This window comes from Natrinema marinum (assembly GCF_024296685.1).
GTDB classification, from domain to species: Archaea; Halobacteriota; Halobacteria; order Halobacteriales; family Natrialbaceae; genus Natrinema; species Natrinema marinum.
On sequence record NZ_CP100763.1, the window covers coordinates 3,333,018 to 3,346,140 of the forward strand.

Annotated in this window: 11 protein-coding genes and 1 pseudogene; 7 read left to right on the forward strand and 5 right to left on the reverse strand. The window is 64.9% G+C overall.

Annotated features, from left to right (window positions below):
• Window positions 1–125: 125 nt before the first annotated feature.
• The 3 genes from NKH51_RS16500 (at window position 126) to NKH51_RS16510 (ending at window position 3,702) form a co-directional block, all read left to right on the forward strand.
• A complete protein-coding gene (locus NKH51_RS16500; protein ID WP_254762761.1) occupies window positions 126–917 on the forward strand; it encodes an enoyl-CoA hydratase/isomerase family protein in 792 nt (263 codons plus the stop codon).
• A 207-nt stretch (window positions 918–1,124) separates the two neighbouring features.
• The gene (locus tag NKH51_RS16505; RefSeq protein ID WP_254762762.1) at window positions 1,125–1,892 is read left to right on the forward strand and encodes an IclR family transcriptional regulator; all 768 of its coding nucleotides are present in this window, start codon (window positions 1,125–1,127) and stop codon (window positions 1,890–1,892) included.
• Between the two features lie 838 nt (window positions 1,893–2,730).
• Window positions 2,731–3,702, forward strand: a complete 972-nt coding sequence (locus NKH51_RS16510) for a succinylglutamate desuccinylase/aspartoacylase family protein (RefSeq protein ID WP_254762763.1) — start codon at window positions 2,731–2,733, stop codon at window positions 3,700–3,702.
• Here the strand turns inward: NKH51_RS16510 and NKH51_RS16515 are convergent.
• Together NKH51_RS16515 and NKH51_RS16520 are read right to left on the reverse strand one after the other, a co-directional pair.
• Window positions 3,703–3,807: pseudogene (locus NKH51_RS16515) on the reverse strand (SDR family oxidoreductase); the annotation flags it as partial.
• A 720-nt stretch (window positions 3,808–4,527) separates the two neighbouring features.
• Window positions 4,528–5,301: an IclR family transcriptional regulator gene (locus NKH51_RS16520; protein ID WP_254762764.1), complete on the reverse strand. Its 774-nt coding sequence runs from the start codon at window positions 5,299–5,301 to the stop codon at window positions 4,528–4,530.
• Between the two features lie 194 nt (window positions 5,302–5,495).
• On the opposite strand from NKH51_RS16520, the gene NKH51_RS16525 reads away from it, so the two are divergent.
• Window positions 5,496–6,692, forward strand: a complete 1,197-nt coding sequence (locus NKH51_RS16525) for an acyl-CoA dehydrogenase family protein (protein WP_254762765.1) — start codon at window positions 5,496–5,498, stop codon at window positions 6,690–6,692.
• A gap of 9 nt (window positions 6,693–6,701) precedes the next feature.
• The gene (locus tag NKH51_RS16530; protein ID WP_254762766.1) at window positions 6,702–7,700 is read left to right on the forward strand and encodes an MBL fold metallo-hydrolase; all 999 of its coding nucleotides are present in this window, start codon (window positions 6,702–6,704) and stop codon (window positions 7,698–7,700) included.
• Here NKH51_RS16530 and NKH51_RS16535 read toward each other — a convergent pair.
• The 3 genes from NKH51_RS16535 to NKH51_RS16545 form a co-directional block, all read right to left on the reverse strand.
• Complete coding sequence (locus NKH51_RS16535) at window positions 7,673–8,662, reverse strand: TIGR03617 family F420-dependent LLM class oxidoreductase (protein WP_254762767.1); 990 nt, start codon at window positions 8,660–8,662, stop codon at window positions 7,673–7,675. The two genes, NKH51_RS16530 and NKH51_RS16535, sit on opposite strands and share 28 nt — an antisense overlap.
• Window positions 8,663–8,764: 102 nt before the next feature.
• Window positions 8,765–9,703, reverse strand: a complete 939-nt coding sequence (locus NKH51_RS16540) for a D-2-hydroxyacid dehydrogenase (protein WP_254762768.1) — start codon at window positions 9,701–9,703, stop codon at window positions 8,765–8,767.
• 3 nt (window positions 9,704–9,706) lie between these two features.
• A complete protein-coding gene (locus tag NKH51_RS16545; protein ID WP_254762769.1) occupies window positions 9,707–11,299 on the reverse strand; it encodes a class I adenylate-forming enzyme family protein in 1,593 nt (530 codons plus the stop codon).
• A 226-nt stretch (window positions 11,300–11,525) separates the two neighbouring features.
• On the opposite strand from NKH51_RS16545, the gene NKH51_RS16550 reads away from it, so the two are divergent.
• Together NKH51_RS16550 and NKH51_RS16555 are read left to right on the forward strand one after the other, a co-directional pair.
• Entirely contained in the window at window positions 11,526–12,674 is a 1,149-nt protein-coding gene (locus NKH51_RS16550) for an acetyl-CoA acetyltransferase (RefSeq protein ID WP_254762770.1), read from the forward strand.
• Window positions 12,671–13,096, forward strand: coding sequence for a Zn-ribbon domain-containing OB-fold protein (locus tag NKH51_RS16555; RefSeq protein WP_254762771.1), 426 nt, complete (start codon window positions 12,671–12,673; stop codon window positions 13,094–13,096). Before NKH51_RS16550 ends, NKH51_RS16555 begins: the two co-directional genes overlap by 4 nt.
• Window positions 13,097–13,123: the final 27 nt, after the last annotated feature.

The window sequence follows — 13,123 nt, forward strand, 5'->3', positions numbered from 1 at the left end:
GGTGACTCCCGGGAGCGGAGCCCGTCTTTTCCGTCGCACACCGGAACCGTGACCCCGCTCGTTTCGACCGATCCGCGCCGCTATCTAACTGAAAATTTATATAACGGTTCGTGATAGTAGGGCTCATGCGAGAGATCGGAAGCGGTAACGTACTACTCGGTATCGAAAATCACCGCGCGGACGTCGTCCTGAATCGCCCGAAGCGACGGAACGCCATGAACGAGTCCCTCCTGCGGGACCTCCGGACCGCGCTCGAGGAGGTCGACGCGAACGAAGACGTCCGCGCGATGACGTTGCTCGGCGAGGGCGACGTCTTCTGTGCCGGCATGGACCTCGAGATGATGAAGCGACGCGGCGAGGAAGCGGAGTTCGAACTCGAGACCGAACTCGACGACATCACCCACTTCATCGACGACATGCGGATCCCCTCGGTCGCGAGCATCGAGGGGGCGGCGATCGCGGGCGCGTTCGAACTGGTCCTCCCGGTCGATTTCAGGATCATCAGCGAGGACGCCAAGTACGGGGTCGTCGAAGTCGAACTGGGGCTGTTCCCGTCCGGCGGCGCGACGCAGCGCCTCCCTCGATTGATCGGCCTCTCGAAGGCGAAAGAACTCGTTCTCACGGGAGACTACATCGATCCGGTCGAAGCGAAACGGTGCGGACTCGTCCACGAGGTCGTCGCGGAGGGCGCGGACACCGACGAACGCGCCCGCGAGTGGGCGGACTCGCTCACCGAGAACGCCCCGCTCGGGATAGAGTACGGCCGGCAGCTGTTGAACTCGGCGCTCGAGACGCCCCTCGATCAGGGCCTCGAACTCGAGCGAGAACTCGGTCGGAAACTGACCGACACCGACGACTACACAGAGGGGTTCACGGCGCGCCTCGAGGGTCGCGACCCCGAGTTTCAGGGGACGTAGCGGGATCGCGCTCCCCGTTCGACCCGTCGAAACGGCGTTCGACCGATAGATAACGAACTGATACCCGTCGTGCCCGGTTAGCGGCCGCGTTTCTGCGCGATTCGCCGCGATCACGCCGCCGGTTCGGACGCGGTCACCGTTTTGTCTCAGCGACTCACATCCGATATCATCGGATATACTTATATTCTGACGGATACGGTATCGGGTATGGCCCGGCACCAGAACGGAACGAAACCGCTCAAGTCCGTGCGGACGGCGTTCAAGATCATCGAACATCTCAAAGAGAACGGCTCCGGGAGCGTGAAAGAAGTCTCGCAGCAGTTCGGGTTCCCGAAGAGCACGGTTCACACCCACCTCTCGACGCTGAATCAGCTCGGATATCTGGCGAACGACAACGGAACCTATCGCCTCAGCTTTCGCCTCGTCCATCTCGGTCGGTCGATCGAGGAATCACACGACCTCCGCCAGATAGTCGCCCCGGTCGTCGAGAATATCGCAGAAGAGACCGGTGAACGGGTCTATTTCGCCGTCGAGGAGAACGGACTCGCCACGAATATCGCGATTACCGAAGGCGAAAAATCGATTCAACATCAGTTTCTGCCGGGCGGGCAGACGCGGATGCACACCACCGCCTCGGGGAAAGCGATACTCGCGTTCCTGCCGCCGGAGAAAGTCGACGAGATCGTCCGACGATGGGGGATGCCGCCGCAGGCACCGAACACGATCACGGAGCGTGAGGAACTGAACGCGTCGCTGGAATCGATCCGGGAGGACGGAATCGCTTACGCGCGCGAGGAGAGTTTCAAAGGGATGTTCGAGATCGGGAAACCGATCCTCTCCGACGACGAACGACCGCACGGAGCGCTCGAGATCGCCGGTCCGATTAAGCGATTGGATGACGAAGAGTACTGCCGAGAACTCGTCGACACGGTCGAGAAGGCGGCCAACGAGATCGAGGTAAACCTCCTGCTCTAACGGACGAGATGCCCGTTCGGAGCCATCGCCGCACTGGATCCAGCATTATCGGATCCTCGATTCGACCGGCCGACGGTGCCGAATGGATTACGGGCATATGGATGTAAAGCAATTCGGCGACGGCTGCCTCTCGCTACCAGTTCCGGAGCGCTCTATCCTGCCGCGGATCGTCGGCCGAACCGACTACACGGATCGAAAGCCGCGATCGATAGCTATCGTCTGTTCGAATTCATACCTCTTTCGGATACAGTTACTTTTCTCGATAATCGGCCACTATTCCCGTCTATCGACTGCTCCCAACTGAAAACTGATCGACGATCGCTCGGAGTGCGAGTCCGGGCATCGGGAGAGCGACGAGACCGAAGTACGACTCGACGGCGACCGATATCGACCGTCTATCGCTGTCGATTCTGCGCCGATCTTCTTCGTACGATGGCCGCTCTCCGGTGATCTGACGGTGCCTCGAGAACTTCCGAGGAACGCTACGACGACAGCGCCCGGCAGACGTTCTCTCGTCGATAGAGTAGCCGGCTGTAGCGAGCGTGCAATCGTTGCTCCAGACGTAATGGCCTCCACACAGATACTGCAGATTATATGTTTATAGAACGGTTCCATACCTGTACTACCAGATATGTGTCACTTTTATCGCACCAGAGCAGAGGCCGTCAATACTCGGATCAATACGTTCTCCCGTCGCGTGGGAACGCCTTAGCTACTGCGCCGAGGGTCGTTGTCGGCCCGAGAGACGAACCTTGCAGCCCTCCAACGGAACTCGTGATGGTCTCGCGTTCCGATGGCCGGCCGCAGCTACATACCGCCGGCCGTGGAACGGCATTTCATGAGCGGTGGTACGCACACGGCCGAGCAGATCACGCTCGCACGGCTGCCGTCGGGGGTCGAACTGACGACGACGGTCCACACCTACCGCGGCGACGAGCCGGGGCCGACGCTGTACGTACAGGCGGCCCAGCACGGTCGAGAGGTCAACGGCACGGAGGTACTCAGACGGTTCCACGACCGCGTTTCGCTCGAGTCGCTGTCGGGGACGATCGTCGCCGTTCCGGTCGCGAATCCGCTGACGTTCGATCGGGTCTCGTATACGACGCCGGAGCAACTCGACAGCGTCAACCAGAACATGAATCGGATCTGGCCCGGCAACGAGAACGGCAGCCTCCACCAGCGGATGGCCGCCCGGCTCTGGGAGTCGGTTACGGCGGCCGACGCTCTCGTCGACCTCCATACGGGCAGCCCCGACATGCTCCCCCACGTCGTCTACCGTGAGGGAGACGAGCGCTCGCGCAGCCTCGGCGAAGCGTTCGGGACTGACCTCCTGCTGTCCGAGCAGGCCGACGAGGACGCCCCCGGCGAGTGGCATCGACGGGACTTCGCGGGCAAACTCCGCGTCGTCGCCGCCGACGCGGGGATCCCGTCGATCACGCCCGAACTGGCACACAATAAGCAAATCCTAGAGGACGCCGTCGAGGCGGGCGTCGAGGGCCTGCTCGACGTCTGTCGCTATCTCGGCCTCCTCCCCGGCGATGTCCCCGACCGCGACCTGCCGGTGGCCCGGAATCACCTCGGCCAGGTCACCGCCGACGAGTCGGGGCTCTTCAGGCCGACCCCGTCGCTCGAGGTCGGCGAGACGGTCGAGGAGGGAACCCCGCTCGGGACGGTCTACCATCCGACGACGTACGCGCCGCTCCACGAGGCGTCGGCCGACCGGAGCGGCATCCTCTACGCGCTCACACAAGAGGCAACGGTCACCGCGGGCGACCAACTCGCGAGCGTGGCGCTGCCTCGTGAGGCGTAGTCAGCAGGTCGAGAACCCGCCGTCGACGACCAGCCCGTGACCGCTGACGAACGAGGATTCGTCGTTGGCGAGGAACAGAATCGCGTTCGCGATCTCCTCGCGCTCGCTTCACGCGCTTCGCTCGAAGGATACGCGGTCCGAACCGTCGCTGTCGGATGCACCGGCACCGAATCGCCGCAATCTGGAGTATCAATCTACTGTTTATTCGAAGAATCAGTCTGAAACCCATCATAACTGTAGCTGTGCGTCGTTGCCCCGTCGCTACGGCCTCGATCGAGATCGAACGTCGGTTAGTCGGGTGAATAAACGCGTAGTGAGACGTGAAACCGATTCTGCGGCAGATCCGGTCTCTCCGAGGTCGGCCGAACGACCCGGATGTCGGAAAATCGGAACCGAAACGGCTTTTGACGGCGAAAACCGGTGACATCGATCGTTGCGCTGTGCCTCGAGCGCCGGTCGAAACTAGTTCCGGGCCTGTGATCTGAGATGGGCACTCGATCTATCGTATCGGATACTATAGTTATAAATAGAATAGGTAGGTATGGGCATCCGATACCGATCGGATGCCACTTATTGACACCGTCCGTCCCCGTCGAGACTCTTTGAATCGTATGCGAGTTTTCCACCGTTCATTCGTCTCGAACGCGCGTCCCGACCGTCTGCGCGAGTTACTCTCCAGTACATTACAAACATATGCTTGTAAACCAAAAGGGCCCGCGAGGCTGGTCGCGGTCGGCGATCGCTCGAGTATCGGTCGAACACTCCCGTCGAACACCATTTGGCCCGTGCGGGCAATCCACACGTCTGTTCAGCAGAGCCGAACCGTTATGAGAACATCATATTCACTTCGATCGTGTTCGCCGTCGACAGCAACTGGGTGCGGAGATCGTTTTCCTCCCACTCGTTCTCGAGTCGGTGTTCGGGACCGGTGACGGTGACCGCGCCGTAGACGGTGCCGTCGTTGTCGAGAACCGGCGCGCCGATCGCGCTGATGCCGGGCAAGTACTCCCCGCGAGTGTAGGCCACGCCTTCGTCACGAACCGTCGCGAGCTCGTCGGAGAGGTTCTCTCTGTCCGTAATCGTCCTCTCGGTAAAGGCAGGCAGCCCCCACTGGTCGACGATCTCGTCGACGCGCTCCTCCGGGAAGTGTGCCAGCATGGCCTTGCCGCCGGCCGAACTGTGGAGGTAGACGTGCGTGCCGATGTCGATGTCGCTGGTGAACGACCGACTCCCCTCACTGACGTTGATGATGGTGCCGAGCCCGTTCTGGTGTGTCGAACAGAGCACTCGCTGGCCGACGTCCGCCGAGAGTTCGTCCAGCGGCGTCTCCGAGGCGGCGTACAGCGGTTCGGCGTGCTTGACGTGTTCGCCGAAGGAGAGAAAGCGGAGGCTCAGGCGATATTCGTCGCCTTCCTGGACGACGTACCCCTTCGAGCGCAGCGTCGTCAGGTGAGCGTGGACCGTACTCTTGGCGAGATCCGTTCGCTCGGTGAGTTCCGTCACCCCGGCACCCCCGGCCTGCCACAGCGCCTCGAGGATGTCCAGGGTTTTCACCACTGCCGCCACCCGATTTCCCCCGTTGGTGTCCGATGTTGCCATACTCCGCATTCGACGAAACGAACCAAAACTGTTCCGCTCTGCTGAACGCAGTGTTCGGTCGAAAAAATCCTGCCGAGCCGAATTTCATCGCGTTCGGTATCGGCTCCGTCGATATCGGCCGACCGACCGCTCCTATGCACATTGAAAGCCAATCACACGATAACGCTTAAGTAGTAAGTTATGCGAGATAAGCTATGGACTTCAGCGAACCGTCCGAAGCCGTGCAGATCAAGAAGGCGCTCGACGATTTCATCGACCAGGAAGTCGCTCCCCTCGAGAACGAGTACGACGAGTTCCTCGGTGCGGACTACGAAAAGGAGATCGTCGACGACGAGCATCGGCAGGTCCCCGAGTATCGCAACATCGTCGAACAGATTCGGCAGAAATCCGTCGAGGCGGGCTTTTACGGGATGACGATGCCCGAAGAGGTCGGTGGTGGCGACGTCGACATCCTCACGCGAGCGATCGTCGGCGAGCACATGTCGAACCGGCCGCCGGGTTTCCACAGTTCGATCTTCGGCGGCGCGGGCGGTCCGACCCCCATTTTGCTCGCCTGTGATGACCGCCAGCGCGAGGAGTACCTCGAGCCGCTGATGGACGGCGAGATCACGACCTGTTTCGCGCTGACCGAGCCGGGCCACGGGAGCGACGCTCACTACATGGATACCACTGCGGAGAAAGACGGTGACGAGTGGGTCATCAGCGGACAGAAGTGTTACATCACGAACGGCCCGTACGCCGACTTCGCGATGGTGTTCGCCCGGACGAGCGGCGACGACGGCGACTTAGGCGGTATCACGTGCTTCCTCGTGGAGGACGACAACCCCGGCTTCGAGGTGGGGAAGATTCACCGTGCGATGGGGATGACTCCCGGCACGCACTCGGAGCTGTACTTCAACGACTGCCGCGTCGGCGAGGAACAGGTCCTGGGCGAGGTCGACAAGGGCTTCCAGGCCGCGATGGACTGGATCGGCGGCGGCCGGATCAACATCGCCGCCGGCTCCGTCGGGACGGCGCAGTACCTGCTCGACATGTCCGTCGAGTACGCCCGCGAGCGGAAGACGTTCGACAAAAAGATCGGCCACCGGCAGGGGATCTCGTTCCAACTGGCCGAACTCGCGACGGACATCGAGCAGGTCCGCCAACTCTACCGCTACGCCGCCTGGAAGATGGACAACGGCGAGCGCGCCCGCAAGGAGGAGTCGATGGCGAAGCTCCGCGGCGCGAAACTGGCCAACGACGCCGCCGACATCGCGATGCAGGTCCACGGCGGCGCCGGCTTCATGAAGGATCTCCCGATCGAACGCAACTACCGCTCGGCCCGCGTCTTCCGCATCTTCGAGGGGACCGACGAGATCCAGAAACGGACGATCGCCCGCGAACTCATCTGAGGGTCGACGATGGACGACCCGACGGAACAGCGGACGAAAGCCGCCACCTCGCAGGTCTCCCGGCTCGACTTCGACATCGAGTGGCCGCCGAAACACGCCGCGGCCTATCTCATCGAGGAACCGGCCCCGACCCTGATCGACACCGGCGATCCGGAAGACCGCGGCGAAGCGACCATCCGCGAGGGGCTGGCCGCGAAAGGGTACGATCTCGAGGATATCGAAGCGGTCGTCGTCACTCACCCGCACAGCGACCACATCGGACAGGTGCCGCTGTTGCGCGAGGCCGGCGCGACCGTATACGCTCCCCGGACCGTTCTCGAGCAACTCGAGCGCGACGCGACCGACCTCGCGGCGGGCGTCCGCGAGGTCGGCCGCTCGGCGGGCTACCGCGGCGAGGCGATCGAACGCGAGGTCGAGCGCGCCCAGTCGTCACTGCGGCGCAACCGGCGGTTGCTCGCGCCCGACGAGGCTGTCCCGTTCGAGTTCGACGAGCCGTTTACCGTCGCGGGCCGCGAGTTCGAAGCGATCCACACGCCCGGCCACCAGATTCACCATGCAAGCCTCGCGACGGAACTGAACGGCGAGCGCGCGCTGTTCAGCGGCGACGCGCTCATCGAGCCGTTCCGGCCCGGCGCGATCCACGTCGGGATCGACTACAAGGCCTACGACGCCGTCGACGCGTTCCACCGCGCGATGGACCGTCTCGAGGGCCGACCGTTCGATCGCGTCTACCCCGGTCACGGACCGGTCTTTACCGACTACGAGGGGGCGATCGAGAGCACGCGATCGGCGCTCGAGTCGCTCACCGGCGAGACGTTCGAGGCGGTCGCGAGCGTCGGCCCCGCGACGCCGATGGAGATCACCCGCCACCGCGCCGGCGAGGTCCGGTATCCGGCGCAGTTGCTCGATACGCTCGGCGCGCTCGGCACGCTCGAGGGCCGCGATCGGGTCCAGTACAAAGAGCGCGACGGGGTCCGCCACTACTCGGTCAAGAAGGCCTCGCCGTGATCGAGCGGGAGGACGATGCGGTCGGCGATGCCGCCGTAGACGTCCTCCGCCTCCGCGAGTAATTCTTCGGGCGGCGCTTCGATCGCGAACGTCGCCACCATCTCGTCGGTGATCAGGTCGGTCATCTCGTCCCAGCGCTGCTCCTTCGAGAGTTCATGTAACTCCTCCCCGAGGGAGCGCCAGCCGTGGTGGGCGAGCACGTCGTGGTAGGTGCGGGTGCTGCCGTAGAAGGCGATTCGCCGCTTGACCTCCGCGCGGGACTGCTCGCGTTCCTCCTCGGTTTCGCCCGTCACGACGAACGGGCTCGCCGAGAGCGACACGTCCTCGAGCGAGCGGTCCCCGCGGTCGGCCCCCTCGGCGACGGTCGGCGCGATGACGTCGTCGGTGTAGCCGGGGGTGTTGAAGACGTGCATGTCCAGCCCGTCGCAGAGTTCGCCCGCGAGCCGAATGTTGTACTCGTTGACGCCCGCGATGTAGATGGGCACGTCGGGGTGGTCGATCGGCCCCGGATTGAAGTTGTCCGTCATCAGCGAGAACGAGTAGTGCTCGCCCTGATAGTCTAAGTCGGCCTCGCCCTGGAAGACGTCGAAGATGTGCTGGAGGGACTCGACCACTTCGCGCAGCCGCGGCCCCGGCGACTCCCAGTCGACGCTGAAGCGCCGCTCGTTGTGGCCCTTGACCTGCGTGCCGATCCCGAGGACGAACCGGCCGTCGGAGTACCGTGCGAGGTCCCAGGCGGTGTAGGCGAGCGCCATTGGACTGCGGGTAAAGGACAGCGCGATGCGTGTCCCCTGCTGGATCTCGTCCGTTCGGTCGGCGATCAGCGGATGGGGAAGGAACGCGTCGTTGTCCATCTCGGGCGTCCAGACGCCGTCGAAGCCGAGTTCCTCGGCACGCGCGGCCGCGTCGCCGGAGTCGGTTGATAAGCCGGGCACCATCGCGTCGATGCGAAGGTCTGACATACACGATCCTCGACGTGACGGGGCTTCAATCTATGGCCGCGTTTCGCGGCCGCTCGAGCAAAAAACGAGCACGAGGGGCGAGCCGGCCGCGTCTTCGCCCGCTCAGACGACCCGGTTCTCGAGGGCCTCGCCCTCGCGGAACCGGTCGTAGTTCCGCAGGAAGATGTCGGCGCAGCGCTCCCAGTAGTGGGGCGTGCTGCCCGCCATGTGCGGCGTCACGAGCACGTCGTCGCGGTCCCACAGCGGCGACTCCGCTGGGAGGGGCTCCGCTTCGAAGACGTCCAGCGCGGCTCCGCCAAGTTCGTCGGCCTCGAGCGCGTCGACGAGTGCGGGCTGGTCGACGACCCCGCCGCGGGCGATGTTGACCAGCACCGCGTCGTCCGAGAGCGTCGCGAGGGCGTCGGCGTCGATCAGCCCCCGCGTCTCGTCGGTCAGCGGGCAGGCCAGGACGAGGTAGTCGCTCGCTTCGAGGACGGACTCGAGTTCGTCCGCCCCGTAGATCTCGTCGACGCCGTCGGGCGCGTCGGTCGGGTCCCGCTTGGTTCCGATCACGCGGGCGTCGAAGGTCCGGCAGTACTCAGCCACTTTCGAGCCGATCGCGCCGACGCCGACGATGCCGACCGTTCGGTCGCCGAGTTCGCCGCCCATGTACCGCTCCCACTCCCGCCGGCGTTGCTGGGCGACCGCCCGGTCGAAGCCCCGTTCGAAGTGCAGCAGGTAGCCGAGCACCTGCTGGCCGATCGGTTTCGCGTGGATCCCCGAGACGTTCGTCAGCGCCACGCCGCGGTCGGCCAGCGCATCGTGATCGAAGAAGTCTGTCCCGGCGCTCAGCGCCTGTACCCACTCGAGGTCGCCGGCAGCCTCGAGCACGTCGTCGGGGAGCCGGTGGGTGACGAGCACGTCCGCGTCGGCGACTGCGTCGAGGAGGTCGTCCTCGTCTTCGACGTGCTCGAGGTCGATCTCCGGCCGACGCTCGCAGATTGCGGCGACCAGTCGCGGTCCGCCGCCCGAGAGGATGTGCGGGGAGACGACGATCGTCACGCGTTAGCTGTCCTCCGCTTCCTCGGCGTCCTCGCTTCCGTCCGCTTCCTCGAGCTTGTACTTCTGGATCTTCCCCGACGTGGTCCGCGGCAGCTCGTCGATGAACTCGACCTCGCGGGGGTGTTTGTAGGAGGCGACGTTGTCGAGGAAGTACTCCTTGATCTCCTCGGCGGTGATGTCCTCGCCGGCCACGACGCCCGGCGCGGTGACGACGTAGGCTTTGGGCACCTCGTTGCGCCGCTCGTCCGGAATCCCGACGACTGCGCCCTCCGCGACGGCCTCGTGTTCCGAGAGGAGCTCCTCGAGTTCGCTCGGGTAGATGTTGTACCCCGCGGAGTTGATCATGTGCTTCTTGCGGTCGACGATCTCGTAGTAGTTGTCGGCGTCCCGGCGGGCGATATCGCCGGTGCGGAACCAGCCGTCGTCGGTGAAGGCCCGCTCGGTCGCCTCGGGCATCCCGTGGTAGCCCTTCATGACCTGCGGGCCGCGGACGAGGAGTTCGCCCTCCTCGCCGATGGCGACCGTCTCGCCGCTCCCGTCGACGATCTTGGCCTCGGTCATCCGGGTCGGCTGGCCGATCGTGCCGTGACGGAGGCCGAAGGTCGACCCGCTCTGGGAGTGGGTCGCGCCGTTGGTCTCGGTCAGGCCGTACCCCTCGCTCATCTCGACGCCCGCGGTCTCCTCGAACTCCTCTTGGACCGCGACGGACATCTTCGCGCCGCCCTCGCCGGCCGACTCGAGGCTGGTCAGATCGTACTCGCCGAAGCGCTCGCTGTTGATCATGTCGACGTACATCGCGGTGACGCCGACGTAGTGGGTGATGCCGGCTTCCTCGATCAGTTCCATCGCGGCGTCGCCGTCCCAGTTGGCCGCACTCCGCAGGTAGACGCTCCCGCCCCGGACCAGCGGCTGCCACGCGGTGTGGGTGAAGCCGGTGATGTGATACAGCGGCAGCCAGACGAGGCTGCGTACGTCCTCGTCGTCGAGTTCGCTCTCCTGGGAGAGCACCGAGAACGTCTGGGCGCGGAAGTTGCGGTGGGTCAGTTGGACGCCCTTGGGCTTGCCTGTCGTCCCGGAGGTGTAGGGCAGGAGCGCCACATCGTCGTCGTCGCGCTCGACGAACGTCTCCTCGCCGCGGACATCCTCGAAGGCGTGGACGCCCTCGCTCTCGGAGTCGACCGAGATGACCGCCGGGTCCCAGTCGATCGCCTCGAGGGCCTCCTCGAGATACGGTTCTAACGCGACGTGCGTGAGGACGGCTGTGGCCTCGGTGTCCTCGAGTTGGTAGGTCAGCTCGCGTTTGCGGTACTGGGGGTTGACCGGCGAGACGATCGCGCCGGCTTTGAACGCGCCGAGCGCGCCGATCAGGTACGGCGGGCAGTTCGGCAGGTACTGCAGCATCACGTCGCCGGGTTCGATCCCGAGGTCGGCCAGCCCGCCGGCGAAGCGCGAACTCGCGGCCTGGAGATCCTCGTGAGTCAGCGTCTGTCCGTGGTATTCGATCGCCTGCGCGTCCCCGTGGTGGCGCACCGTCTCGTCGTGGAGTCGGGCGACGTTGCCGGCTCTGGCACCCTCGCTAACGCTTGCCAAATCCATGGGTATTGGTATCATGGAATGATATAAAATAGTATCCATGTGTGGCGTGCTGACGCCGGGCCTGTGACCGACTCGCGGTCCGTTCGCGGCTCTCTGCACCGCCAGCGGTCACGCGAGCCGACCCGAGAGCAAGAATACGTGCATTGGTACCCTCTACCACAAGTTATTTGGGTTCGGTGACGATATCGGGAGACGATGACACGGTCCGCGAGACGGAGGGAGACCCGTGGCTGAACCGATCCTGGCGGGCGTCGCCGAGAGCGACCTCGGCGAGACCCCCGACCGGAACTGGCTCGACAACGCGGCGATCGCGACCGTTCGCGCCTTAGAGGACGCCGGCTGTGCCCTCGAGGAGGTCGACGGCGTCGCGGTCGCCGGCGGGAACGACTACATGCCGGCGCTGATCCTTTCGGAGTACCTCGACCTCGAGGAGCCCTCGTTCCTCGAGGGCACGGAGATCGGCGGTTCGTCGTTCGAGCACTTCTGTGGCCACGTCCGCGACGCGATGGCCCGCGACGAGGCCGACGTGGTGGTCGTCGCCTACGGCTCGACGGGCAAGACCGGGCCCGGCAGGGACCAGTCGCTCGAGGTCACCCATCCCGTCGACGGCTTCGTTCGACCCACAGGCCTGTTCCGACCGCCGGGGGCGTACGCGATGGCCGCCCGCCGGCACATGCACGAGTACGGGACGACCGAGAAGCAGCTGGCTGAGATCGCGGTCGCGACCCGCGAGTGGGCGTCGATGAACCCCAAAGCCGCTCAGCAGGAGCCGATTACCGTCGACGACGTGCTCGAGTCGCGACAGATCGCCGAGCCGTTCAACCTGCTGGACTGCTGTCTGGTCTCCGACGGTGGCGGGGCGGTCGTCCTCGTCAGCGAGGAGAAGGCCCGCGAACTCGGGGTCCCCCCGATTTCGGTCGCGGGCGTCGCCTCGACGAGCACCCACCGTCAGGACATCAGCGAAATGCCCGACATGACGACGACCGGCGCGGCGGTCACGGGACCGAAAGCCTTCGAGCAAGCCGGGATTACCCACGACGACGTCGACGTCGCCCAGCTATACGACTCGTTTACCTACACCGCGTTGGTGACCCTCGAGGACCTCGGCTTCTGCGAAAAGGGCGAGGGCGGCGAGTTCGTCTCGGGCGGGACGACCGCCCCCGGCGGCGAGCTCCCGATGAACACGCAGGGCGGCGGCCTCTCGTACTGCCATCCAGGTCACTTCGGCGTCTTCGTCCTCATCGAGGCCGTCCGACAGCTTCGGGGCGATTACACGGGCGAGCGCCAGGTCGACGACGCCGAGGTCGCGGTCGCCCACGGCACCGGCGGCATCCTATCCTCGAGTAGCACCGTCGTCCTCCGGAGGGAAGCATGAACGCGCCCGTCGAGGACCGCCGCGAGGAGTGGGAGGGACCTGTCCCCGTCCCGACCGGCGCGACGGAACCGTTCTGGGAGGCCACGCTCGAGGGCGACCTCCTCTTTCAGGAGTGTGACTGCGGCAACCGCCAGCTCTACCCGCGGGCGGTCTGTACCGACTGCGGCGCGGAGGACCCGCCGTTCGAGGAGAGCGAGGGCGTCGGAACGATCTACACCTACACCGTCTGCCACGTCCCCGGCGAACCCGGTTTCGGCGACCGAACCCCGTACGTCGTCGGCGCGATCGAACTCGCCGAGGGGCCGCGGCTGCTCGCGATGATCGACGCCGATCCCGACGACCTCGAGGTCGGGACGCCCGTCGCGGTACGGTTCTGGCGGATCTCCGACGAGGCCGCCATGCCGGTGTTCGTGCCGGAGTGAGCGCCCCTTCGAAAAGCAGCGACCGTC